Annotated in this window: 16 protein-coding genes and 2 pseudogenes; 11 read left to right on the top strand and 7 right to left on the bottom strand. The window is 70.5% G+C overall.

Annotation, left to right across the window (positions count from 1 at the left end):
* The first annotated feature begins 32 nt into the window (after window positions 1-32).
* Both IPN03_02705 and IPN03_02700 read left to right on the top strand, forming a co-directional pair.
* Window positions 33-2,087 (top strand): oligopeptide transporter, OPT family, encoded by a 2,055-nt coding sequence (locus IPN03_02705; protein MBK9372660.1) that lies wholly within the window; start codon window positions 33-35, stop codon window positions 2,085-2,087.
* Between the two features lie 3 nt (window positions 2,088-2,090).
* The gene (locus IPN03_02700) at window positions 2,091-3,431 is read left to right on the top strand and encodes a hypothetical protein (protein ID MBK9372659.1); all 1,341 of its coding nucleotides are present in this window, start codon (window positions 2,091-2,093) and stop codon (window positions 3,429-3,431) included.
* A 6-nt stretch (window positions 3,432-3,437) separates the two neighbouring features.
* On the opposite strand, the gene IPN03_02695 is transcribed toward IPN03_02700, so the two are convergent.
* Genes IPN03_02695 through IPN03_02685 form a run of 3 tightly spaced genes read right to left on the bottom strand, consistent with a single transcriptional unit; the run spans window position 3,438 to window position 6,666 of the window.
* Window positions 3,438-5,246: an FtsX-like permease family protein gene (locus IPN03_02695; GenBank protein ID MBK9372658.1), complete on the bottom strand. Its 1,809-nt coding sequence runs from the start codon at window positions 5,244-5,246 to the stop codon at window positions 3,438-3,440.
* Between the two features lie 32 nt (window positions 5,247-5,278).
* Entirely contained in the window at window positions 5,279-5,986 is a 708-nt protein-coding gene (locus IPN03_02690) for an ABC transporter permease (GenBank protein ID MBK9372657.1), read from the bottom strand.
* Complete coding sequence (locus IPN03_02685; GenBank protein MBK9372656.1) at window positions 5,983-6,666, bottom strand: ABC transporter ATP-binding protein; 684 nt, start codon at window positions 6,664-6,666, stop codon at window positions 5,983-5,985. Before IPN03_02685 ends, IPN03_02690 begins: the two co-directional genes overlap by 4 nt.
* A 92-nt stretch (window positions 6,667-6,758) precedes the next feature.
* On the opposite strand from IPN03_02685, the pseudogene IPN03_02680 reads away from it, so the two are divergent.
* Window positions 6,759-7,491, top strand: a pseudogene (locus IPN03_02680) (arylesterase).
* 11 nt (window positions 7,492-7,502) lie between these two features.
* On the opposite strand, the gene IPN03_02675 reads toward IPN03_02680, so the two are convergent.
* Window positions 7,503-7,994 carry an RsbRD N-terminal domain-containing protein gene (locus IPN03_02675; protein MBK9372655.1) on the bottom strand — a complete coding sequence of 164 codons (492 nt, stop codon included), beginning with the start codon at window positions 7,992-7,994 and terminating at the stop codon, window positions 7,503-7,505.
* A gap of 153 nt (window positions 7,995-8,147) precedes the next feature.
* Between IPN03_02675 and IPN03_02670 the strand changes: the two genes are divergently transcribed.
* From IPN03_02670 to IPN03_02635, 8 genes and pseudogenes are all read left to right on the top strand, one after another.
* Window positions 8,148-8,897 (top strand): GntR family transcriptional regulator, encoded by a 750-nt coding sequence (locus tag IPN03_02670; protein ID MBK9372654.1) that lies wholly within the window; start codon window positions 8,148-8,150, stop codon window positions 8,895-8,897.
* A complete protein-coding gene (locus IPN03_02665) occupies window positions 8,894-10,486 on the top strand; it encodes an FAD-binding oxidoreductase (protein MBK9372653.1) in 1,593 nt (530 codons plus the stop codon). Before IPN03_02670 ends, IPN03_02665 begins: the two co-directional genes overlap by 4 nt.
* Window positions 10,483-12,081, top strand: coding sequence for a glycerol-3-phosphate dehydrogenase/oxidase (locus tag IPN03_02660; GenBank protein MBK9372652.1), 1,599 nt, complete (start codon window positions 10,483-10,485; stop codon window positions 12,079-12,081). The genes IPN03_02665 and IPN03_02660 overlap by 4 nt, the downstream gene beginning before the upstream one ends.
* Window positions 12,078-13,638: pseudogene (locus tag IPN03_02655) on the top strand (FGGY-family carbohydrate kinase). Before IPN03_02660 ends, IPN03_02655 begins: the two are co-directional and overlap by 4 nt.
* A 49-nt stretch (window positions 13,639-13,687) precedes the next feature.
* Entirely contained in the window at window positions 13,688-14,182 is a 495-nt protein-coding gene (locus IPN03_02650) for a DoxX family membrane protein (protein MBK9372651.1), read from the top strand.
* 43 nt (window positions 14,183-14,225) lie between these two features.
* Window positions 14,226-15,956 (top strand): bifunctional isocitrate dehydrogenase kinase/phosphatase, encoded by a 1,731-nt coding sequence (aceK, locus tag IPN03_02645; protein ID MBK9372650.1) that lies wholly within the window; start codon window positions 14,226-14,228, stop codon window positions 15,954-15,956.
* A gap of 78 nt (window positions 15,957-16,034) precedes the next feature.
* Complete coding sequence (icd, locus tag IPN03_02640) at window positions 16,035-17,336, top strand: NADP-dependent isocitrate dehydrogenase (GenBank protein ID MBK9372649.1); 1,302 nt, start codon at window positions 16,035-16,037, stop codon at window positions 17,334-17,336.
* Window positions 17,337-17,475: 139 nt separating this feature from the next.
* Window positions 17,476-18,708, top strand: a complete 1,233-nt coding sequence (locus tag IPN03_02635) for a TlpA family protein disulfide reductase (protein MBK9372648.1) — start codon at window positions 17,476-17,478, stop codon at window positions 18,706-18,708.
* A gap of 41 nt (window positions 18,709-18,749) precedes the next feature.
* On the opposite strand, the gene guaB is transcribed toward IPN03_02635, so the two are convergent.
* The 3 genes from guaB to IPN03_02620 form a co-directional block, all read right to left on the bottom strand.
* The gene (gene guaB / locus IPN03_02630; GenBank protein ID MBK9372647.1) at window positions 18,750-20,225 is read right to left on the bottom strand and encodes an IMP dehydrogenase; all 1,476 of its coding nucleotides are present in this window, start codon (window positions 20,223-20,225) and stop codon (window positions 18,750-18,752) included.
* Between the two features lie 77 nt (window positions 20,226-20,302).
* The gene (secA, locus tag IPN03_02625; GenBank protein ID MBK9372646.1) at window positions 20,303-23,152 is read right to left on the bottom strand and encodes a preprotein translocase subunit SecA; all 2,850 of its coding nucleotides are present in this window, start codon (window positions 23,150-23,152) and stop codon (window positions 20,303-20,305) included.
* Between the two features lie 89 nt (window positions 23,153-23,241).
* Window positions 23,242-24,120 carry a peptidoglycan DD-metalloendopeptidase family protein gene (locus IPN03_02620; GenBank protein ID MBK9372645.1) on the bottom strand — a complete coding sequence of 293 codons (879 nt, stop codon included), beginning with the start codon at window positions 24,118-24,120 and terminating at the stop codon, window positions 23,242-23,244.
* Window positions 24,121-24,253: the final 133 nt, after the last annotated feature.

The raw sequence follows: 24,253 nt of genomic DNA, 5'->3' as shown, positions 1-24,253 counted from the left end.
GACCGTCTCCAAAGTGCGCATCCCACGGAGGAATGATGGAAGTCTCCTCGTCGAAGTCCCTTCCGGAGAACGCCTACCGCCCGCTGAAGCCGGGCGAGACGTACGAGCCGATCGTCCCCGCGGCCTCCCAGATGAAGGAGTTCACGCCGCGCTCGGTGACGCTCGGGATCGTCATGGCGGCCGTCTTCTCGGCGGCGGCGGCCTTCCTCGGCCTGAAGGTCGGACAGGTCTTCGAGGCGGCGATCCCGATCGCGATCCTCGCGGTCGGCTTCGGCTACGCCTTCAAGCGCCGGTCCACCCTCCTGGAGAACGTCATCGTCCAGTCGGTCGGCGCCGCCTCCGGCCTCGTCGTCGCGGGCGCCATCTTCACCCTCCCGGCGCTCTTCATCCTCGACCTGCCCGTCGACCTCTTCAAGCTCTTCCTCGTCTCGCTCCTCGGCGGCGTGCTCGGCATCGCCTTCCTCGTCCCGCTGAGGCGGCATTTCGTCAAGGAGATGCACGGGGAGTTCCCGTTCCCCGAGGCCACGGCGACGACCGAGGTCCTCGTCGCGGGCGAGGCGGGCGGGAAGCAGGCGAAGGTCCTCGTCGCGGCCGCCCTGATCGGCGGGATCTTCGACTTCCTGATCCTCCACCTGCAGGCCTTCGCGGAGGTCTTCACCACGCGCTCCGTCGGCCTTCTCGACCGCCTCGCCGAGCGGTCGAAGATCGTCTTCAAGATCGACGTCCTCTCCTCGGTGATGGGGCTCGGCTACATCATCGGCCTCAAGTACTCCGCGGTCATCTGCGCGGGCTCGTTCCTCTCCTGGTTCCTCCTCGTTCCCCTCGTGTCGCACTTCGGCGCGGGCGCCACGAGCGCCATCCCGCCGGTCACCGGCGATGCCCTCATCTCCGGTATGGGCGCCGAGGCGATCTTCCGCGGGTACGTGAGGCACATCGGCATCGGCGCCATCGCCGCGGCCGGCATCCTGGGAATCCTCAGGAGCTGGCGGGTCATCGCGAAGGCGTTCTCCTTCAAGGCGCTCTTCGGCGCAGCGAAGTCGGCCTCGGGGGAGGCCGAGCGGACCGACCGCGATCTCCCGATGAAGGTCATCGTCGGCGGCCTCGTCGCCGTGGCGCTCGTCGCGTGGGCCTTCTTCCGTTTCGGCGTCCTGGACCCCTCTCCGAGCATCACGTCGCAGTCGCTCATCGCGCTTCTCGTCGTCATCGTCATCTCCTTCCTCTTCACGTCGGTCGCCGCGCGCGCGATCGCCACGGTCGGGACGAACCCCGTCTCCGGGATGACGCTCATGACGCTCATCCTCACGTCCCTCTTCCTCGTGAAGGCCGGGCTCTCGGGGAAGGCGGGGATGCTCGCGGCGCTCCTCATCGGCGGCGTCGTCTGCACGGCGCTCTCGATGGCGGGCGGGCTCATCACCGACCTGAAGGTGGGGTACTGGATCGGGGCGACGCCCGCGGTCCAGGAGCGCTCGAAGTTCCTCGGGACGATCGTCGCGGCGCTCTCCGTCGGCTCGGTCCTCCTCCTCCTCAACAAGGTCTACGGCTTCGTCCCGGGGCCGGACCACCCGGCGGGGCAGGTCCTCGCGGCGCCGCAGGCGAACGCGATGGCCGCCGTCATCAAGACGCTCATGTCGGCCGAGCCGGTTCCCTGGCTCCTCTACGGCACGGGGGCGCTCATCGCGATCTCGATGCAGATGATCGGGGTGCCGGCCCTCGCCTTCGCGCTCGGCATGTACATCCCGCTCGAGCTGAACACGCCCCTCCTCGTCGGCGGCTTCATCGCGCACCTCGTGGCGAAGAGCGCGGGCAAGGACGAGAAGCTCGCCTCCGCCCGCAACTCGCGGGGCATCCTCATCGCCTCCGGCTTCATCGCGGGAGGAGCGGTGATGGGCGTCGTCGCCACGGTCTTCAAGTTCCTGGCGACGGACGAGAAGGTCGCGGGCGCGATCGGGACGGCGATCCCCGGGCTCCTCGGCTGGAACTTCGGATTCTCGGAGGGGAAGGGGCCGGAGCTCCTCGCCCTCGGCGCGTACGTTCTCCTGGCCGCCTACATGTACTGGGATTCCCGCCGGACCGACGGAGAGGCCTGAGCCGTGGACGCCCTCGACCACGCCGTCGCGACCGCCGTCCTGGGGCTCGACACGCTCTGGGGCGGCGACGTCATGAACCCGTCGGGCCTGGGCCGCTTCATCGCCGACTCCTGGTTCTCCGACGAGCCGCTCCCTGCGGCCTACACCGGCGCCGAGGCCGTGCGCCTGCGCGCCGCCGGCGGCACGTCGGCGAAGCCCGAGGCCGTCGCCGCGATGGACGCCTACCTCGCCGCCGTCGACGTCCGGGGGGCCATCGCGCACCTGCGGGACGAGGCGGGCCGGGGCGAGGGGCTGCGGGCCCGCTACCTCGAGGGGCTCGGCTTCTGTTTCGAGGTGATGCTCGACCTTGCGCTCGAGGTTTCCGGGAAAGGGGAGCCTGTTCCCTACGAACGCTGCATGCGGGCGATCCTCGGACGGCCCGGCTCGCCTTCCGAACCGGCGGACAAGCGCGAGCGGGTCCGCGAGCTCCTCGCGTCGGCGGGCTTCCCGTCGTCGGACGGGCCGGGGCTCCTGGCGGCGGTCGACGCGTGGCGCGCGGCGCGGATCGTCCCGAAGGCGGAGATCCCGGCGCTCTCCGCCCGCTTCGTCGCCGATCTCGACGCGCTCGCGGCGCAGAACGTCGTGCCCCAACTCCCCGCGGAACTGGCGCGCGTCCCGAGGGCGAACGTCGCGTTCCTCATGATCGAGAACGCCTGGTTCTCCGGCTCGATGAACTACCTCGGGCGTGCGCGCAGGCCCGACGGGTCGCCCGAGTACGAGGCGACCTACGAGCTGAACGCGTCGCTCCAGATCTCCCGGCCCGAGTTCGCCCAGCTGGTGAGCCACGAGGTCGTTCCCGGCCACGTGACGACGTTCGCCTACCTGCAGGACCTCTACGTGAGGGGCGTCCTCGGCTTCGAGGCCTCGGTCCTGACGATGAACACGCGGCCGGCAGCGCTCTTCGAGGGGATCGCCAACAACGCCATCCTGATGGCCCACGGCGTCCTCTCGCCCGAGGAGCTGCCCGACCGCGACCTCGAGGCGGGGTGCCTCCTCGCCCTTCTCCAGGACGACGCGAAGAACCAGTCGTCGTGGCTCACCTGGAACGAGGGCTGGCCGAAGGAGGACGTCGCACGCGTCCTCAGGAATGACTATCTGGTCTCCGACGAGCGCGCCGACAAGCTTTCGGGCGCCTGGGGCCGCCACCCTCTCCTCGGCCGGATGTACCTGCCGGCCTACCGCGCGGGGACCGAGAAAGTCGCGGCGCTGCGCCGGGCGTACCCCGCCTCGAAAGTCCTGCCGGCTCTCTTCGGGTGTCGCGGGGTGGTCGACCTGACGACGGTCGAGGAGGCCGTGGCGGGCTGAAGCGCCCTACTCCCCGCGCAGCACCTCGAGCGGCCGGACGCGCAGGGCGCGAACGCTGACCGCCAGGCCCGCGGCGGCCGCGAGAAGGGACACGGCGAGCGGCGCCGCGGCGAGGAGCGCGGGGGAAGGCTGGAAGGAGACCTCGAAGGCGGCCTTCAGGACGGCGCCGCTCAGGAGCGTGGCGCCGAGTGTCCCCACGAGGCCCGCGACGAGGCCCACGAGCGCGTACTCGACGCCCAGTGCTGCGGCCGCGCCGGCCCTCGTGACGCCGAGGACCTTGAGGAGCGCCACCTCGCGGGCCCGCCGCGCCGACCCGGCGCTGACGGAGCCGGCGAGGATGACGAGGCCGGCGAGGACGGAGAAGGCGCCGAGGATGCGAACGGCCTCTCCCATCCGCGCGGAGAGGGCGGCGACCCGCTCGAGCACCTCGCGTGTCCGGATGAGGATCACGTTCGGAAACTCCCGCGCGAGGAGGTCCTGGATCCGGCCCTCCTGCTCCTTCGGGAGGCGCGCCGCGGCGAGCCGCAGCTGAGGCGCTTTCTCGAGGACGCCGGGCTCGACGACGAGAAAGAAGTTGATGCCGAACGTCCGCCAGTCGACCGTCCTGAGGCTCGTCACCTTCAGCCGGAGCGGGACGCCCTGGACGTCGAAGTCGAGATTCGAGCCGAGCCGGGCGCCGATCCTCTCCGCGAACTCCTCTTCGAGGCTCACCTCGGACGCGCCCGGGTCCGACCAGAGGGCCCCCGCCACGATGCGGTTGTCCTCGGGGAGAGCGGTCATGTAGGTGAGCCTCTGCTCGCGCGTGAGCGCCCAGCGCTGGCGGCGGGCGTCTCCCTTCGCCCGGGTGGCCAGGCGGCTTGTGTCTTCTCCGTCGATGGCGGTGAGGCGCGCCGTGACGACCGGGACCGAGACGATCCGCGTCGCCCGTTCGGCGGAGAGACGCGCCTCGATGCCGGGCCACTGGTCGGGCTGGACGTCGAGGAGGAACGCGGTCGGGGCGTTCGCCGGCAGGTCGGCGGCGAGCTGCCGCGAAAAGTCGCGCTGGACGAGGGCGATGTGGAGGACGACGAGCGTTCCGAGGCCGAGGGCCAGGATCGAGCTGACCGTTCCCGCTCCCGGCCTGACGAGCGCCGCGAGGCCGTGCCGGAGGGCGAAGGGGAGCCTCTCGCGCCGGACGTGGGTCACGAGCCAGAGCAGCCCGCGCGCGGCGAGGGCGAGGACGAGGGCCGAAACCGCGAGGCCGGCGGTGAAGAGAACGGCGACGCGCGGCAGCCCCGACTGGACCCACGCGGTCGCTCCGACGCCGGCGAGGAGGAGCGCCCCTCCGAGGAACTGCAGCGGTCGCGAGGCCGGGATCGGCTCGGCGTCCCGGCGCAGGACGCGTGCCGGGGGGACCCGGCGGACCGCGAAGAGGGCGGGTACTCCGAAGAGCAGCGAGACGCCCAGCCCGAGGCCGAGGCCGCGCAGGAGGGCCTCGGGCTGCCACGGGTCGAGCCCTCCCGGCGGCAGGAGGTCGGAGTACGCATACCCGACGCCGGCGACGAGGCCGATCCCTGCCACGGCGCCGAGGAGGCTCCCGAGGAGGCCGAGGCCCGCCGTCTGCGTCGCGTAGAGAAGGATGGCCTCTTTCGAGGTGACGCCGAGGCAGCGGAGGATCGCGAGGGCGTCGAGGCGGCTCGCGATCCACGCGCGCACCGTCTGCGCGACGCCGACACCGCCGACGAGGAGAGACGTGAGGGCGACGAGGCCGAGGAACCGGGACGTCCTGCGGATGGCTTCGCGCAGCTCGGGCTGGCCGTCCAGCCAGCTCTCCACGCGCAGGCCGGCAACCCCCTCGAGGCGGGTCTTCAGCGCGGCCGCGGTCCGTCTCGCGGTGGCGACGTCGGTCCCGTCGGGAAGTTCAGGAGGACGCGGCGGGTGACCCGGCTTCCGAACCCGGCGAGGGTCGTCCGCGCGAGTCCCTCCCGCGAGATGAAGACCCGCGGTCCGATCCGGAAGGAACCGGCGAGGCGGTCGGCCTCGGAGACGACCGTTCCCGCGATCCGGAAGCGGGCGCCGCCGAGCGAGACCTCCTCGCCGACCGCCACGCCGAGCCGGCGCAGGAGGTCGGGGTGGGCGACGATGGTGTCGGCGGCGAGGAGCGAGCCGAGAGGCCGGTCCGGGTCCAGGCGCAGCTCTCCGACGAGCGGGTAGGCGGGCTCGACCGCCTTCAGCTCGACGAGGAGGCTGCGGGGGGCGAGACCCTCGGCCACCGCCGTCGTCCCCGGCTCGAAGACGACGGTGACGAGGTCTTCCGTTCGGGTTCGAGTTCCGGGGATCGCGTCGATCGCCTGCGTGACGGCCGGCGGGAACGGCTGGAGCGACTCGACGGCGAGGTCGGCGCCGAGGAGGGGGCGCGCCTGGCTCCGGATCGTCTCCTCGAGAGCGCCCGAGAGCCCCGCGACCGCCACGACGGCGGCGACCCCCGTTCCGAGGCACGCGGCGAAGAAGATCATTCGCCCGCGGGAGCCGCGACTCTCCCTCGCGAGCTGGCGGAAGAAGAGCGCGGCTTTCACGACGACGTCTCGTCCCGCTCGATCCTCCCGTCGCGGAGGTGGATCCGGCGGCCGGCGAGGGCGGCGACGGCGGGGTCGTGCGTGACGAGGACGAGGGTGGTGCCGCTCTCGGCCCGGAGGTGAACGAGGACGTCGAGGATCGAGGAGCCCGTCGCGCTGTCGAGGTTTCCCGTCGGCTCGTCGGCGAGGAGGAGCGGCGGGCGCGGGCCGAAGGCGCGGGCCAGCGCCACGCGCTGCTGCTCGCCCCCGGAGAGCTGGGCGGGGTAGTGGTGGCCGCGCTCGGCGAGGCCCACGGCCGCGAGGAGCTCCGTCGCCCGCGTGCCGGCGTCGGCGTGGCCCGCCAGCTCGAGCGGCAGCAGGACGTTCTCGCGGGCCGTCATGTTCGAGAGGAGCTGGTACGACTGGAAGACGAAGCCGACCTTGCGCCGGCGCAGGAGCGCCAGGGCGTCCTCCGACATCGCGTGAATCGGGGCCCCCTCGAGGAGGACCTCGCCCCGCGTCGGCCGGTCCAGGCCCGCCATGAGGCCGAGGAGCGTCGACTTGCCGCTCCCCGAAGGCCCGAGGATGGCGACGAACTCGCCGGCGCCGATGGCGAGGTGGACGTCGTCGAGAATCCGGAGCATCCGGGTGCCGGAAGGAAGCTCTTTCGTGATGCCGCGAAGCTCGAGGAGGGGCGTCATGGTAGGGCGGAGTCTCGCATTCCCGTAACATCCGCCGCCGTGCGGCGCGCGGTTTGCCTCGCCCTGGCCTTCGGGGCTCTTCTCCTCGCCGGTTGCGGGAAGGGGAGAGACGAAGGCTCGTCGCCCACGCGGGACCTCGTTCCGCTGAACCCCGGAGCGGCGCCGGCGGACACCGCCGGAGTCAGCCGTCCGGCCTCCGATTCCGCCGGGGACCGGGAACCGGGGACGCGGGAACCGCGGGGGCGGTCCCCGCCGGTGCGCCGCTCGTCGTCTTCCTCGGTGACAGCCTCACGGCCGGGCTCGGCCTTCCGGTCGACCAGGCGTTCCCGGCCGTCGTGGCGGCGGAGCTCGCGAAGCGGGGCCGGCCGATCCGCGCGGTGAATGCGGGGGTCTCGGGCGACACGACTGCCGGCGGCCTCCGGCGGGCGGAGTGGGTCCTCTCCCAGAAACCGGATGTCGTCGTTCTCGCCCTGGGCGCCAACGACGGCCTCCGGGGCCTGCCGCTCGAGGAGACCGAGAAGAACCTGCGGGGAATCGTCGGGAAGGCCCGCGAGGCCGGAGCGCGGGTCCTCCTCTGCGGAATGCTGATACCGACCAGCTACGGACCGCAGTACCAGCAGGGGTTCGGCCGCCTCTTCCCGCGCCTCGCAAAGGAGGAGGGGCTGACGCTCGTCCCGTTCCTTCTCGAAGGCGTGGCGGGGAAGAAGGGAGCTGAACCTCGAGGACGGCATCCACCCGAATCCGGAAGGGCAGAAGATCCTCGCCCGCAACGTCCTGCCTCAGCTCGAGGCGATCCTCTCCGAGCTGGCAGCGCCGTCGCCCTGAGAGGCGCGGCGTCAGTCCGTGCTACTGGTGTAGAAGCGGTTCTGGGTGCCGCGGAAGAGCGCCGTCATGTCGAGGCTCGTCGCGTGCCGCTTCGTCGCGAGGGAGACGTAGGACGACGCCATGGTGTCCTTGCAGACGCCGAGGACGGTGCTGACGAGGCCGAGCGCCTCGGCGAGACCTTCCGGCGGGATCTCCTTGACCACGCGGCGCCAGACGGCTTCCTCGAGGACGTTGATGGCGGACTGGACCTCCTGGAGGTCGAACCCCTCGGCGAAGCGCTGCCGCGCGATCTCGCGGGCGTAGGCGAGGACGGGCTCGAGGTCCCTTTCGCGGACGGCGTCGACGAGGAGGGCGAAGAGGCGCGCGAACCGGCGCCGCGTCTCGTCGGCTCCCGCCGCCTCGTAGCTGGTGAGCCGGCAGCGGGTCATCCCTTCGTAGGACTCTGAGAGGATCGCGGGCTCGTCGCGCTGGAGGAGGTCGAGGAGGAGAGAAGGGGAGGTCATGCGGTTCCTTCACGGGGGCGAGCCCCCACCGGACATGATACGAAATCGGGCGACATGCGGGGCGGACGGTATCCGCAGCGGGCCCTTGACGCGCCGATCCGTCCGCGGCAGAATTTCCATGTGGTAAGACCTCATACCAGTGCATCGACTCCCGTGTCCCGTGGCCGGAAGCCGTCGGCCCGCGCGCTCGCCCCCTTCGCCCCCGCGGCCCTGCGCCCCGGCGCCCACGCCGAGAGGGAGCTCCTCTCCGCCCTCCTCGCGGGCCGCTGGTTGCCCGGAGAGGGGCTTCCGCCCGAGCGGGCGCTGGCCGCGACGCTCGGCGTCACGCGCCCGACGCTTCGGGAGGTCCTGAAGAAGCTCGACCGGGACGGGTTCGTTTCGGTGAGGCACGGGCTCCCGACCCGGGTGAACGACGTCTGGACCGAGGGAGGGCTCAACGTCCTCGCCGGGCTCGCCGAGCACGGAGAGATCCCGAAGGGCTTCGTGAAGCAGCTTCTCGAGGTGCGCGAGGTCCTCGCGCCGGCCTACGCGCGCGAGGCGGTCCGGCACGCTCCGGCCCGGGTCGCCGCGTTCCTGGCCGGGTCGGAGGCGCTCGGTTCCGGCGCCGCGGAGTGGACCGCGTTCGACTGGGAGCTCCACCACCTCCTCGCCGTCTCCTCGGGCAATCCCGTCTACGCGCTCATCCTGAACGGGTTCCGTGGCCTCTTTGCCCGGATGGCCGCGCTCTATTTCGAGCGGCCGGCGGCGCGAGCCGCTTCGCGCGCGTTCTACGCCGCGCTCCGCGCCGCGGCCATCGCGGGCGACGCGGCGGCCGCCGAGCGGGTGACGCGCGACGTGATGACGCGAAGCGTCGGGCTCTGGCGTCCGCTCGAGCGTCGTCTCGCCGCTGGAGAACGGCGGTGAGGCGCTGGAACGGATGGGGAGACGACACCGTCTCCGCCGCGCTCCCCGCGCGGGCCGTGGAGACCCTTTCCGCGTGGGTCGGACCCGCGACGCCCCCGCGCGACGCGACGCCGGCCCAGGCGCTCACCGCCGTGCCCGCGTCGCGCCTCGCGCCGGGAAGCGGCGTCACGCTCGACCCGTGGGAACGTCTTCTCCACGCGCGCGGGCAGAGCCTTCCCGACTGGATCGCTCTGCGCTCGGGCCGGATCGGCCTCGCCCCCGATGCGGTCGTCTTCCCCGAGAGCGGAAGCGACGTGGCGGCGCTCCTGGCGTGGGCGCGCGAGCGGGGCGCCCGGCTCATTCCCTGGGGCGGAGGGACGAGCGTGGCGGGCCACGTGAACCCTCAGCCTTCCGAGGCGCCGGTCGTCACGGTGGACCTCTCGCGCCTCTCGCGCCTTCTCTCGTTCGACGAGACGAGCCGGCTCGCGACGTTCGGCGCGGGCGTGAAGGGGCCCGACCTCGAGGCGACGCTCCTGGCGCGAGGGTGGACGCTGGGACACTTTCCGCAGTCGTTCGAGCTCTCGACGCTCGGGGGGTGGATCGCGACCCGCTCGAGCGGTCAGCAGTCCCTCGGCTACGGCCGGATCGAGCGCCTCTTCGCCGGCGGTCGCGTCGAGTCGCCCGAGGGACGGCTCGACCTGCCGCCGTTTCCGGCGTCGGCGGCCGGCCCCGACCTGCGCGAGCTGGTCCTCGGGAGCGAGGGGCGGCTGGGCGTGATCACCGAGGGGACGGTCCGCGTCTCTCCGATTCCGGCGATCGAGGAGGTCCACGGCGTCTTCCTCCCCGACTTCCCGTCGGCGATCGCCGCGGTCCGCGAGATGGCCGCGCTGCGCCTTCCCCTCTCGATGCTCCGCCTCTCGACTCCCGAGGAGACCCGGACCACGCTCCTCCTCGCCGGGCACGACCGGCTCATCCGTGCCCTCGAGACGTACCTCTCCTTGCGGGGCGCGCGGGCGGAGAAGTGCCTCCTCCTCGTCGGGATCTCCGGAAGCGAGAACCTCGTGCGGCAGACGCGGAGGCAGGCGCTCGGGGCGCTCGCGATGCGTGGCGGCGTAGCCGCGGGAAAGGCCTTCGGGCGGGAGTGGCACCGGAACCGGTTCCGCGCCCCGTACCTCAGAAACGCCCTGTGGGAGGCGGGCTGGGCCGTCGACACGCTCGAGACGGCGGCCCCCTGGAGCCGCGTTCCCGCCCTCCTGGCCTCGGTCGAGACGGCCCTTCGGGCAGGGCTCGCCGGCGAGGCCGAGAAGGTCCACGCCTTCACCCACCTGTCGCACGTCTATCTCGACGGATCGAGCCTCTACACCACCTACCTCTTCCGCCTCGCCGCCGATCCCGACGTGAACCTCGCCCGCTGGAGGACCCTCAAGACGGCGGCGTCGGCCGCCATCGTCGCGGGGGGAGGGACGATCAGCCACCAGCACGGTGTCGGCACGGACCATGCGCCGTGGCTCGCGGCCGAGAAGGGGGAGCTCGGCATCCGGGCGTTGCGCGGCGTCTTCGGCACGTTCGACCCCGACGGTCTTCTCAACCCCGGGAAGCTCGTGCCATGACACGCGGGGCCGACTGGGCGAGCCTGCTTCCAACGTACGACCTCCTCGTCGTGGGCGGCGGGATCACCGGAGCTGGAATCGCCCTCGAGGCGGCGCGGGCGGGGCTCTCGGTCCTCCTCGTCGAACAGGGGGACTTCGCCTCCGGGACGTCGAGCCGCTCCTCCAAGCTCGTCCACGGTGGCCTGCGTTACCTCGCGGAAGGGAACGTGAAGTTGACCTGGGAAGCGGTTCGCGAGCGCGACCGGCTCCTTTCGGAAGCGCCCGGTCTCGTCGAGCCGATCGGCTTCCTCTTCGCCCTTCACGCGGGCGACCATCCGGGCCGCGCCCTCGTCGGGACGGGCCTCGCCGTCTACGACCTCATCGCCGGCCGGGGACGGCACGCGCGCCTGACGCGCGAGGAGTTCCTTCTCCGCGCCCCGCACGCCGGGTCACCTGGTCTCGAGGGGGGCTTCGCGTACGCCGACGCCACCACGGACGACGCCCGGCTCGTCCTCCGGGTTCTCTTCGAAGCGGAGGCCGAGGGCGCGCGGACGCTGAACTACGTCCGCTGCGAGGGGCTTCTGCGGGACAACGGGAAGGTCGTCGGGGCGGTCCTGAGGGACCTCGTCACGGGCGGGGAGCGGGATGTGAGGGCATCGGCCGTCGTGAACGCCACCGGCGCGTGGGCCGACCGCCTGCGCGGCGAGGTGGGAGGCCAGCCGCTGATTCGCCCCCTGCGCGGAAGCCACCTCCTCTTCCCGGCCTGGCGCTTTCCGGCTGCCCAGGCAGTGACCTTCCGGCACCCGCTCGACGGGCGGCCTCTCTTCGCCTATCCGTGGGAAGGTCTCACGCTCCTCGGAACGACCGACCTCGACCACCCTCTTTCGCTCGACGAGGAGCCCTCGATCTCTCCGGCGGAAGCCGCCTACCTGCTCGAGGGGGCGCGGGCGGCCTTTCCCTCGCGCGCTCTCTCGGCGACGGACGCGATCTCGAGCTTTGCCGGGGTGAGGCCGGTGATCGGATCGGGCAAGGCGAGACCGTCCGACGAGAGTCGCGACCACGTCCTCTGGGAGGAATCGGGGCTCGTGACGGTGACGGGCGGAAAGCTGACGACGTTCCGGCTCATCGCGCTCGACGCCCTGAGACTCCTCAGGAGACGGCTCCCGGCCCTGTCGCGGCTCGGCTCCGATGCGCGGGTCTTCCGCGAGGGCGGGACCGGCCAGCCACCCGTGAGCGGGCTCGAGGCCGGGGTGGCGCGCCGCATCGCCGGGCGTCACGGGCGCGCGGCGGCGTCCGTCATCTCCGAGGCCCGGCCCGGAGAGCTCGAGGCGATCCCGGGCACGCCCTACCTCTGGGCGGAGCTTCGGCGGGCCGCCCACTTCGAGAAGGTCGTCCGGCTCGACGATCTCCTCCTCAGGCGGGTGAGAGCCGGCATTCTCCTGCCCGACGGCGGCGCCTCGCTCCTCCCGCGCCTGCGCGAGGTCTGTGCCGAAGGGCTCGCGTGGGATGATGGGCGCTGGTCGATGGAAGAGCAGGAATACCTCGCGAGGTGGCGTGCGCACCACGCCGCGCCGGCGGCGCCCGGGCAGGACCCGGTGCCCGCGCTCTGCGCGTGAGCGGCGAGCAGCTCCTCGCGATCGACCACGGGACGCAGAGCGTCCGGGCGCTCCTGTTCGACCTCTCCGGCAACCTCGTCGCTCGCAGCCGTGTCGCGATCGAGCCATACCTGCCGGGGCCGCCGGGATTCGCCGAACAGGACCCGGAGCTCTACTGGCGATCGGTCTGCGAGGCGACGCGCGCGCTCCTCGCCCAGCCGGGCGTGAGGCGCGAGGCCATCGCCGGCCTCGCCGTCACGACGCAGCGGGCGACGATGGTCTGCACGGACGCGAAAGGGGCGCCCGCTCCGTCCGGCGATCGTCTGGCTCGACCAGCGCAGGACGGAGAGCGTCCCGCCCGTCAGGGGCCTCTGGGGGATGCTCTTCCGGGTCTCGGGAATGGCCGAGACCGTCGCCTACTTCCAGGCCGAAGCGGAGGCCCACTGGCTCGCCCGGCACGAACCTCAGACCTGGGCGAGGGCCGAGCGGTACCTCTTCCTCTCGGGCTTCCTCGCCCATCGCCTCACGGGCCGGTTCGTCGATTCTTCCGGGGGCCAGGTCGGCTACGTCCCGTTCGACTACCGGCGCCTTCGCTGGGCGGGACGCCTCGACTGGAAGTGGGATGCGCTCCCCGTTCGCCGCGAGCAGCTGCCGGAGCTCGTCCCCCCCGGTGGGCGGCTCGGCGAGCTGACGGCCGCGGCCGCCGAGGCGACCGGCCTTCCGAAGGGCCTCCCGGTGATCGCCGCCGCGGCCGACAAGGCGTGCGAGGTCCTCGGGGCGGGGTGTCTCGAGCCGCACGTCGCCTGCCTCAGCTACGGCACGACGGCGACGATCAACACGACGCACCGTCGCTACGTCGAACCGCTTCCGCTGTTGCCGCCCTACCCGTCGGCGATGCCGGGCGCCTACAGCCTGGAGATCCAGATCTACCGGGGCTTCTGGATGGTGACCTGGTTCAAGGAACAGTTCGGGCAGGCCGAGGAGGCGCGGGCCCGCGAAGAGGGGCTTGCCGCCGAGGTGCTCTTCGACGAGCTCGTGTCGAAGGTCCCTCCCGGTTCCATGGGGCTCGTCCTGCAGCCCTACTGGTCGCCGGGCGTGAAGCGCCCCGGGCCGGAGGCGAAGGGGGCCGTCATCGGCTTCGGCGACGTCCACACGCGCTCTCATCTCTACCGCGCCATCCTCGAGGGGCTCGCCTACGCCCTGCGCGAGGGCAAGGAAAGGTCGGAGAAGCGCAGCGGCGTGGCGATCACCGAGCTGCGCGTGGCCGGCGGGGGAGCGCAGAGCGACGCGGCGATGCAGATCACCGCGGACGTCTTCGGCCTTCCCGCGGCCCGGCCGCACGTCACGGAAGCGTCGGGCCTCGGGGCCGCGATCGACGCGGCCGTCGGGCTGGGGCTCCACCCGTCGTTCGAGGCCGCCGTCGCGTCGATGACGCGCCTGGGCCGCGTCTTCGTCCCCGACCCGGCGACCTCGGACCTCTACGACCGCCTCTACCGCCGCGTCTACAGGAAGATGTACGAGCGGCTGCGGCCTCTCTACGAGGACATCCGCGACATCACCGGGTACCCTCCTCGGTAAGGGAGGCCCGGCGCCCCGCGCCACGCAGAGCCTCCCGGGAGCGAACCTGATGGTCACCCACGTTCCTCGCGCGCTCGAAGCTCTCGACGTCCGGATCACGACGGCCATGGCCCGGTGGGGCCTCCCCCTCCTGAGGGTCAGCCTCGGGATCGTCTTCTTCTGGTTCGGCGTCCTGAAGTTCTTTCCGGACCTCAGCCCGGCGCAGGGCCTGGCGACGAGAACGATCTCGGTCCTCACCCTCGGGCTCGTCCCGCCCGAGGTCTCGCTCCCCGTTCTCGCCGCCTGGGAGTGCGTGATCGGGCTCGGCCTCCTGGTGGGGATCCGTCTTCGGGAGGTCCTCCTCCTCCTCTTCGTCCAGATGGCCGGGACGCTGACACCCGTCTTCCTCTTTCCCGAGGAGGTCTTCACGCGGATTCCGTACGCTCCCACGCTGGAAGGGCAGTACATCATCAAGAACGTCGTGCTGATCGCGGCGGGGATCGTCGTCGGGGCCACGGTGAGGGGCGGCCGGGTCGTCGCCGAGCCGGAGGCGAACGGGCGCTGAACGCCCGGAGCGCCTCCCGCCCTGCCGTATCCTCTCGCGCGACATGAACGAAGCCGACGGCCTCATCGCCCGCAAGGGCGCGATCCTCGTCAAGTGGGGTTTCGAGCAGTACCGCTCGGGCTTTCGTCGGCTCACGCGCCGCTCTGCGCTCCATTTCGAGTCCGCCGACTGGCACGGCGTCCAGCAGGACATGGTGGAGAGGCTGGCGCTCTACACGAACGTCGTCCGCCGTGTCGTGACGGCGCTCGAGGACGTCTTCGGCGAGGCGCGCCGGTCGCCGGACCTGTGGGCGGCGATGAAGCGGGAGTACTCCTGGTTGATGGGCGGGCACGGGGACCTCGAGCTGGCCGAGACGTTCTTCAACTCGGTCACGCGGAAGGTCTTCACGACCGTCGGCGTCGACGCCCAGCGGGAGTTCGTCCACTTCGGGAGCGACACGGGCCTTCCGCCCCCCGGAGCCGTGCCCGTGCGGACCTATCCCGGCGCCCTGTCGACCTGTTCCGTCGTCCACCAGGTCCTCGACGACTACGCCTTCGGAATCCCGTGGGCCGACTACGAGGGAGACGCCGAGAGGGTGGGCCGCGCGGTGGACGAGGCCCTCACCGCGGCGTGGGGCGACACGGCGTTCGACTTCGTCGAGCTCCTCGAGCCGGTCTTCTTCCGCAACAAGGGAGCCTACGTCGTCGGAAGGGTCGTCCGCGGCGAGCGATTCCTTCCGCTCGTCCTCGCCCTCGTCAACCCGGACGGCCGGGTCGTGGTCGACGCGGTCCTCCTCGACGAGGACGACGTGTCGGTCGTCTTCAGCTTCACCCGGTCGTACTTTCACGTCGACGTCGAGGCGCCGGCGGGAGTCGTCCGGTTCATGAAGTCGATCCTCCCGAGGAAGCCGGTCGCCGAGCTCTACGTGACGCTCGGGTACAACAAGCACGGCAAGACCGAGCTCTACCGCGACCTCCTCCGCCACCTCGGGCGGTCCGGCGACCGGTTCGAGACGGCCCGGGGAGAGAAGGGAATGGTGATGGTCGTCTTCACCATGCCCGGCTACGACGTCGTCTTCAAGGTGATCCGCGACCGCTTCGGGCCGACGAAGACGGTGACCCGGGCCCAGGTCAAGGAGCGATACCAGTTCGTCTTCGAGCACGACCGGGCCGGCCGGCTCGTCGACATCCAGGAGTACGAGTTCCTCGAATTCGCGAGGGACCGGTTCGCGCCGGACATCCTGGAGGAGCTCCTGGCGGAGTGCTCGGAGACCGTGGCCCTCCAGGGCGAAGCCGTCGTCATCCGCCACCTCTATACCGAGCGGCGCGTCGCGCCCCTGAACCTCTTCATCCGCGAGGCCTCCGAGGAGAAGGTGAGGGAGGCGGTTCTCGACTTCGGCCGCGCCCTGCGCGACCTCGCCGCCACGAACATCTTTCCCGGAGACCTCCTCGTGAAGAACTTCGGCGTGACGCGGCACGGCCGGGTCGTCTTCTACGACTACGACGAGCTCTGCGCCGTGACCGACTGCGACTTCCGGGAGCTGCCGGACGACGCGGACGGCGGCGGGGGAGACGGCCCGAGCTTCTACGTCGGCCCGCGAGACGTCTTCCCTGAGGAGTTCCTGACGTTCATGGGGTTCCCGAAGCCGCTCCGGGTCCTGTTCGCCGCGGCGCACGCGGACCTCGTGAGGCCGGAGTTCTGGAACGACATGAAGCGGCGGCACGCCGCCGGAGAAGTCCTCGACGTCTTTCCCTATCCGCCCGGGCGCCGGCTCCGTTGCCCCGCGGCGGGCTGATCCGCCAGGGGCGCTCCGCGCGCCGGATTGTCGGGCCGCCCCGGCGCCTTTAGAATCCGCGGCTCCGGAGGTTTCGAGATGGCCGATACCAAGATGCCCGCCCCGCCGAACGGACAGACGATCCGCATCGTCGACGGAAAGCTCGTCGTTCCCGACAACCCCATCATCCCCTTCATCGAAGGCGACGGTACGGGTCCAGACATCTGGCGCGCCTCCGTTCGGGTCCTGGACGCCGCCGTGGCGAAGGCCTACGGCGGAAAGCGGAAGATCGCCTGGATGGAGGTCCTCGCGGGCCAGAAGTCGTACGACGCCCTCGGAACGTGGCTTCCCGACGAGACGGTCCAGGCGTTCAAGGACTACCTCGTCGGCATCAAGGGGCCTCTCACGACGCCGATCGGCGGCGGTATCCGTTCGCTGAACGTGGCCCTCCGCCAGCTCCTCGACCTCTACGTCTGCCTCCGGCCGGTCCGCTGGTTCAAGGGCGTCCCCTCGCCGGTGAAGCGGCCGGAGAACGTCGACATGGTGATCTTCCGGGAGAACACCGAGGACATCTACACCGGCATCGAGTTCGAGTCCGGGAGCGAGGACGCGAAGAAGGTCCTCGAGTTCCTGAAGACGAACTGGCCGGCGATGTACAAGAAGATCCGGTTCCCCCAGACGGCGGCCATCGGCTTCAAGCCCGTCTCGAAGGAAGGGACCGAGCGGCTCGTCCGCGCCGCGATCCGCTACGCGATCGCGAACAAGAGGAAGAGCGTCACCATCGTCCACAAGGGCAACATCATGAAGTTCACGGAGGGGGCCTTCCGGAACTGGGGCTACGAGCTCGCCGAGCGCGAGTTCGCCGCAGAGACCTACACGTGGGACCAGTGGGAACGGACGAAGAAGGCCTCGGGCGGACCGGCGGCCGACGCCGAGCAGAAGGCCGCGCTCGCCTCTGGGAAGATCCTGATCAAGGACGCCATCGCCGACATCACGCTCCAGCAGGTCCTGACCCGTCCCCAGGAGACCGACGTCATCGCGACGCTGAACCTGAACGGCGACTACCTCTCCGACGCCCTCGCGGCCCAGGTCGGGGGCATCGGCATCGCCCCGGGCGGGAACGTGAACTACGACACCGGCCACGCCGTCTTCGAGGCGACGCACGGCACGGCGCCGAAGTACGCCGACCTCGACAAGGTCAACCCCGGCTCGGTCGTCCTTTCGGGCGAGATGATGTTCCGGTACATGGGATGGACCGAGGCAGCCGACCTCGTCATCAAGGGGATGGACGGCGCGATCGGCGCCAAGAAGGTGACCTACGACTTCGCCCGGCTCACCGAAGGGGCCACCGAGGTGAAGTGCAGCGAGTTCGGAGACCAGATCATCGCCTACATGGACTGACGGTCCCTCGTTCGCTCGTTCTCTACCTGGAAACCAAAGGGGGCGCTCCGGCGCCCCCTTTCGCACGTCGGGTCCGGGCCCACGGCTCGTTGGCTCGGGCCCGGTGTTCGGAAGGGGCCTTACGGGTTACGCTCACGCGATGCGTTTCCCGCTCCTTTCAGCCGCGTTCGTGACCGCCACCCTCTTCCCGCAGCTCCTCGCCGCCCAGGCCGCCCCGCCCTCCGGTCGCTGGTACGCCACCCTCGAGCCGGTCACCGGTCTCGAGGTGTCCTTCGGCCTGAAGGTGGAGGAGAAAGGCGGGAAGCTCTCCGGTGCCCTTCTCAATGGCGCCTCGGAGAGCCGCTTCACGAGCGTGACGTGGGACGGAGAATCGCTCGTTCTCGCTCTGGACCACTACGACGGAAAGCTCGTCGCCCGGCGGCGAGAGGACGGCCTCGCCGGGACCTTCACGCGCGCGATCCCCTCCGGAACGGTCGAGGCGCCGTTCCGGGCCACGCGCGTCGCCCCGGCGGCGCCGAAGCCGCCCCGGAGCTCGCTCGCGCTCACGGGCGACTGGGGCGTCGAGATGGGGGAGGGGGAGAAGGCGTCCAGGCTGCTGGGGACGTTCCGCCAGGAGGGGGGGCGCGCCACCGGGACCCTCCTCGGCTCGACAGGGGACTACGGACCGATGCACGGGACGTGGGACGGCAAGACCCTCGTCCTGACCGTCTTCGACGGCGTTTTCATCTACCGCCTCGACGCGACTGCCGGAGAGGGGGGCTCCCTTTCCGGGACCTTCCGCGCCCGCAGCGGCGTCCCCGCTCCGTGGAAGGCGCGACGCCTCGATGCGGCGGGGGCGGCGACGTGGCTTCCGGGTGGCGGTTCGATCGTCCGGGCGAGGGACCCCCAGGCCCGGGTCAGCTTCTCGTTCCCGGTCGCCCCCGGGAAGGCCGTCTCCCTCGACGACCCGGAGCTGAAGGACAGGCCGGTCGTGATCTCGATCTCCGGCTCGTGGTGCCCGAACTGTCACGACGAGGCGCCGGTCCTGGAGGAGCTCTATCGCAGGTATCGCGGCAAGGGGCTCGCAGTGGTCTCGCTGTCGTACGAGTACACCGAGGACCCCGAGCGGAGCTTCCGGCAGATCGCCCGGTTCCGGGAGCGGCACGGAGTCACTTACCCGATCCTCTTCGCGGGGACCACGAAGTCGGCATCGGCCTCGGCGCCGATCTCGCTCCTCGAGGGCTGGAAGGGCTACCCGACGACCCTCTTCCTCGACCGGAGCCACCGGATCGTCAAGGCGCACTCCGGTTTCGACGGCCCTTCTACCGGGGCGCGTTTCGCGGCCCAGAAGAAGGAGCTCGAGGAGGCGGTGAAGGGGCTCCTGGCGAGGTAGAGGATGGGACGCGCCGGCTTGCGGGCCGGCGCGTCGCGGCGTCAGACTTCCTGCCGGTAGTTCGGGGACTCCTTCGTGATGATGACGTCGTGGACGTGGCTCTCCTTGAGCCCGGCCGACGTGATCCTCACGAACTTCGCCCTCTTCCTCAGTTCCGGCAAAGTCCGGGCGCCCGATAGGCCCATGCCGGCGCGGACCCCGCCGACGATCTGCCCGAGGAGGACGGAGAGGGAGCCCTTGTGGGGCACCATCCCCTCGATGCCCTCGGGGACCATCTTGCGGGGCTCGTCCCCGGCGTCCTGGAAGTAGCGGTCGGCCGAGCCCTTCGTCATCGCGCCGAGGGAGCCCATGCCGCGGTAGGCCTTGAAGGTGCGCCCCTGGTAGAGGATCGTCTCGCCCGGCGCCTCGTCGGTCCCGGCGAAGAGGCTCCCGATCATCACGGCCTGGGCGCCGAAGGCGAGGGCCTTCGTCACGTCGCCGGAGAACTTGATCCCGCCGTCGGCGATGAGCGGGACCTTCGACTTTCCCTTGCCCCTCACGCACTCGAGGATGGCGTAGATCTGCGGAACGCCGACGCCGGTGACGACCCGGGTCGTGCAGATGGAGCCGGGGCCGATGCCGATCTTGATCGCGTCCGCACCGAGGCGGATGAGGTCGCGCGTCGCCTCGGCGGTCCCGACATTGCCGGCGATGACGGGCGTCGAGGGGAACGTCTTCTTGAGGGTCTTCAGCGCCGCCAGGACGCCCTCGCTGTGGCCGTGCGAGGAGTCGAGGCAGAGGATGTCGACCTTGGCGGCGATCAGCTCCCGTGCACGGTCGACGAGGTCGGCGCCCGCGCCGACCGCCGCCCCGACCCGGAGCCGGCCGAGCGAATCCTTGCAGGCATTCGGGTACTTGATCTGCTTCTGGATGTCCTTGACGGTGATGAGGCCCTTCAGGGCCCCCGCCTTGTCGACGACGAGGAGCTTCTCGATCCGGTGCTCGTGCAGGAGCTGCTTGGCCTGCTCGAGCGTCGTTCCCGGGGAGCAGGTGACGAGGTTCTCCTTCGTCATCCGGGTGGAGATCGGGAGGTCCATCCGGGTCTCGAACCGCAGGTCCCGGTTCGTCAGGATGCCGACGAGCTTGCCGGCGGAATCGACGACCGGGACTCCCGAAATCCGGAAGCTGGCCATCACGGCGAGCGCCTCCGAGATCTTCTGGTCGGGGAGACAGGTGACCGGGTCGACGATCATGCCGCTTTCCGACCGCTTCACCTTGTCGACCTCGGCCGCCTGGTTTCCGACGCTGAGGTTCTTGTGGACGATGCCGAGCCCGCCGTTCTGCGCGATCGCGATCGCGAGCCGCGCCTCGGTGACGGTGTCCATCGCGGCGGAGATCACCGGGACGTTCAGGGTGATGTCCGCGGTGAGCTGGGTCTTCAGGTCGGCCATCGAGGGGTGGACCTCGGAGCGCGACGGGACGAGCAGAACGTCGTCGAAGGTGAGGGCGAGGGGGATGGCCGGGACGGAAGACGCCATACCGATTCATAGCACGACAAGGGCCGCGCTATCGAGCGCGGCCCCCTTCCAGGACCAAGAAAGAGCGAATTCGGGCTTCAGGCGGCCGAGGAGGCCCCGTGGCACTTCTTGTACTTCTTGGTCGAGCCGCAGGGGCAGGGGTCGTTCCGGCCGACCTTCGGTCCGGCGGTCTTGACGGTGTCGACCCGGAAATCGCCTCCGGAGGTGGGGTCGGAAGTCCCCTGGAACGTCAGCTCGCGCCGCTGCTTCTGAGCCCGCCTTTCCAGCTCGGCCGAGGCCCGGATGGAGAGGGACGGGGCCGAGACGCCCCCGGACGGCGGGGCGGCCTCCTCGACCTCGGCCGGCGCGGCGGGGGGAGCAAAGCGGGCGTCCGCGTCCTCCTGCCGCACCACCTCGAAGCGGAAGAGGTTCTGGAGGATCTGCTCCTCGATCGCTTCCTTCATCGCCTCGAAGAGCTGGAACGACTCCTTCTTGTACTCCACGAGGGGGTCTCGCTGGCCGTAGCCGCGAAGGCCGATCCCCTCCTTGAGGTGGTCGAGGGCGAGGAGGTGGTCCTTCCAGAGGGCGTCGACGGTCTGGAGCATGAAGAACTTCTCGAAGTCCTTCATCGAGTCGGGCCCGAGCGCCGCGGTCTTCTCCGCGTAGGTGTTCCTGAGAGCGGCCTTCAGCTTTTCCTTGAGGGCGGCGTTGTTGTCCTCGGCCGGCGACATGCCCGCTTCCTCCGGCGACACGCCGAAGGACTCGCGGAGGATCGACGACAGGGCCTTCCAGTCCCACTCCGAGTGGTCCTTGTTCGCCGGGCAGTGGCGGTCCACGTAGTCGTCGGCGACGTCCTCGGCCAGGTTCACGACGTAGTCGTGGGACAGCGAGCCCGTGAGGACTTCCTTGCGCAGGCGATAGATCTCCTCGCGCTGCTTGTTCATGACGTCGTCGTACTCGAGGAGGTGCTTGCGGGTGTCGAAGTTCCGGGCCTCGACCTGCTTCTGGGCGCGCTCGATCGAGTTCGTCACCCAGCGGTGCTCGATCGGGACCCCCTCCTCCATGCCGAGCCTCTTCATGAGGCCGGAGAGGCGGTCGGACCCGAAGATCCGCATGAGGTCGTCCTCGAGGGAGAGGTAGAAGCGGGAGGAGCCCGGGTCGCCCTGGCGGCCGGCGCGGCCGCGGAGCTGGTTGTCGATGCGGCGCGACTCGTGGCGTTCGGTGCCGATGATGTGGAGGCCCCCGGCCGCGATGACTTCCTCGTGCGCCGCGGCGCACTCGGCCTTCGCCTCCTCGAGGATCTTCGCGTACTCCTCGGGCGTCTTCCCCTTGCTCCGCTGCTTGGCCAGGAACTCGGGGTTGCCGCCGAGGAGGATGTCGGTGCCGCGGCCCGCCATGTTCGTGGCGATCGTCATGCGACCCGGCTGGCCCGCCTGGGCGACGATCGTCGCCTCCTGCTCGTGGTACTTGGCGTTGAGGACGACGTGGGGGACGCCGCGCTTCTTCAGCAGCTGCCCGAGGTACTCGGACTTCTCGATGGAGATCGTCCCGACGAGGGCCGGCTGCTTCTTCTCGTACAGCTCGACGATCTCCTCGACGACGGCGTCGAACTTCTCCCGCTCGGTCCGGAAAATGACGTCGTGCTCGTCCTTTCGGACCATGTCGCGGTTCGTCGGGATGACGACGACGTCGAGCTTGTAGATCTTGTCGAACTCGGCCGCCTCGGTGTCGGCGGTGCCGGTCATGCCCGCCAGCTTGTCGTACATCCGGAAGTAGTTCTGGAGGGTGACGGTCGCGAGCGTCTGGTTCTCGCGCTCGATCTTCACGCCCTCGCTGGCTTCGACGGCCTGGTGGAGGCCGTCGGACCAGCGCCGGCCCGGCATGAGCCGGCCCGTGAACTCGTCGACGATGATGACCTGCCCGTCCTTGACGACGTAGTTCACGTCGCGCTTGTAGAGGGTGTGGGCCCGGAGGGCCTGCTGGCAGGCGTGGAGGACGTCGATGTTCGTCGGGTCGTAGAGGTTCTCGACGCCGAGGAGCCGCTCGCACTTGGAGACGCCCTCCTCGGTGAGGGCCGCCGTGTGGGCCTTCTCGTCGACGAGGTAGTCGCCCGTCGTCGTCTTGTTGCCGTACTTGTCCTTGACCTCTTCGCCGCGGACGAGCTTCGGGACGATCCGGTCGCACCGGTAGTAGATGTCGACGTCGCCTTCCGACGGACCGGAGATGATGAGCGGCGTCCGGGCCTCGTCGATGAGGATGGAGTCGACCTCGTCGACGAGCGCGAACGCGTGCGCCCGCTGGACCATCTGCGCGAGCTCGAACTTCATGTTGTCGCGCAGGTAGTCGAAGCCGAACTCGTTGTTGGTGCCGTAGGTGATGTCGCAGCGGTACGCCTCCCGGCGGGCCGCGTCGTCCATGTCGTGCTGGATGCAGCCGATGGAGAGGCCGAGGGCGGTGTAGATCTGTCCCATCCACTCGGCGTCGCGCCGGGCGAGGTAGTCGTTGACCGTGACGACGTGGGCGCCCCGGCCGGTGAGCGCGTTGAGGGTGACGGGCAGGGTCGCGACGAGCGTCTTGCCCTCTCCCGTCCGCATCTCGGAGATCTTTCCCTGGTGGAGGACGGCCCCGCCTCGGAGCTGGGCGTCGTAGTGGCGCTGCCCGAGGGTGCGCTTGCCGGTTTCCCTCACGAGCGCGAAGACGCGGGGGAGGAAGGGGTCGACGACCTTGCGCAGCAGCGCCCGCCGCGCCTCGAGATCGGTGGGGAGGGTCTTCAGCTCCGACTCGATCCGCTCCCGGATCTCTCCGACCCGCGCCTTCAGCATGTCGAGAGGGAGGTCCACCAGCTCGGGTTCGAGCCGGCCGATCTCCTCGACGAGGGGGGTGAGGGCCCGCATGTCGCGGTCGTGCTTCGTCCCGAAGATCTTGGAGAGTGCCTTGTCGATGATCATCTTTCGTCCATGGGCGCCCCAATGGGGCGCAAACCAGAGATCCTAGCAGAGGGGCGGGGGCGAAGCCGCCTGCCGCCTCGCGGACCGGTTCAGAAGGCGTTCAGGACGTAATCGAGGGGGTTCACCGGCCTGCCGCCGACCTGGACCTCGTAGTGAAGGTGCGGACCCGTCGAACGCCCCGTGGAGCCCACGCTGCCGACGAGGTCGCCGCGGCGGACGCGCTGGCCTTCGGCGACCCGCGTCGCTTCGAGGTGCGCGTAGAGAGTCCGGATACCGAACCCGTGGGCGATCTCGACGACCCGGCCGAAGCCGTTCTGCCAGCCCACGCGGACGACGGTCCCGCTCGCAGGGGAGACGATTCTTCCGCCGGTCGGCGAGGAGATGTCGATACCGGTGTGAAATTCCTGCGCTCCGGTGAAAGGGTCCGAACGGAGCCCGAAACCGGCCGTCAGGACGCCGACGGCCGGGGCGAGGGTCGGCGTGAGGGCGAGCTGGTCGGCCTGGAAGGAGAGCTTCTCCTCGACCTGTCCCAGCCGGCCCGAGAGGAGCAGGCCGCGGCGGGAGGTCTCTTCCAGGACCGCCTCGGTGTGGCTGGCGTTGTCGGCCGGGAGGGCCGTGAGGCCGCCGACGCCTCCCGTTCCGGGATCGTGAACGCCGGAAAGCCCGGCCACGACGGAGAGCCGGCGGGTGCGCTCCTCGAAGTCCGCGAGGAGCTTCTCGAGCGATTCGAGCTTCGCGTTGAGGGTCTTCGTCCGTCCCCGAAGGTCCTGGTTTTCGGCCGCGAGAGTGGAAACCTCGCGGTTCTTCCGGACGGACTGGATCCAGAGCACCCCGAAGACGACGCCGAGCACGAGCGAAAGCGAGACGGCCGTCGCGACACTCCAGAGAAGCCGGGACGTCACCTGGAACTGGCGGAATCTCGCGCGCGCGTGCGGTACGACGATGATCGTGTGCTGCTTTCGCGTCAACGGTGTCTCCGGGCTTTCCAGGGGCTGCGTTCCCCGAGGGTGTGACCAGCCGCACGGAAGTCTAACGGCATGAAACGTCCCGTCAAGCGAAAGATGCCATGATGGTAAATCATTTACTCATAATGACTTCTGG

Source organism: Holophagales bacterium (assembly GCA_016719485.1).
GTDB lineage: Bacteria > Acidobacteriota > Thermoanaerobaculia > UBA5066 > UBA5066 > UBA5066.
The sequence above is the reverse complement of the archived record's forward strand: the minus strand, read 5'-3'. Positions and strand labels throughout refer to the sequence as shown.

Bases quoted from the DNA above. Each gene is read 5' to 3' on its own strand.
- IPN03_02705 (MBK9372660.1), top strand. From the start codon at position 33: ATGATGGAAGTCTCCTCGTCGAAGTCCCTTCCGGAGAACGCCTACCGC.
- IPN03_02685 (MBK9372656.1), bottom strand. From the start codon at position 6,666: ATGACGCCCCTCCTCGAGCTTCGCGGCATCACGAAAGAGCTTCCTTCC.
- IPN03_02675 (MBK9372655.1), bottom strand. From the start codon at position 7,994: ATGACCTCCCCTTCTCTCCTCCTCGACCTCCTCCAGCGCGACGAGCCC.
- IPN03_02660 (MBK9372652.1), top strand. From the start codon at position 10,483: ATGACACGCGGGGCCGACTGGGCGAGCCTGCTTCCAACGTACGACCTC.
- IPN03_02650 (MBK9372651.1), top strand. From the start codon at position 13,688: ATGGTCACCCACGTTCCTCGCGCGCTCGAAGCTCTCGACGTCCGGATC.
- aceK (MBK9372650.1), top strand. From the start codon at position 14,226: ATGAACGAAGCCGACGGCCTCATCGCCCGCAAGGGCGCGATCCTCGTC.
- icd (MBK9372649.1), top strand. From the start codon at position 16,035: ATGGCCGATACCAAGATGCCCGCCCCGCCGAACGGACAGACGATCCGC.
- IPN03_02635 (MBK9372648.1), top strand. From the start codon at position 17,476: ATGCGTTTCCCGCTCCTTTCAGCCGCGTTCGTGACCGCCACCCTCTTC.
- guaB (MBK9372647.1), bottom strand. From the start codon at position 20,225: ATGGCGTCTTCCGTCCCGGCCATCCCCCTCGCCCTCACCTTCGACGAC.
- secA (MBK9372646.1), bottom strand. From the start codon at position 23,152: ATGATCATCGACAAGGCACTCTCCAAGATCTTCGGGACGAAGCACGAC.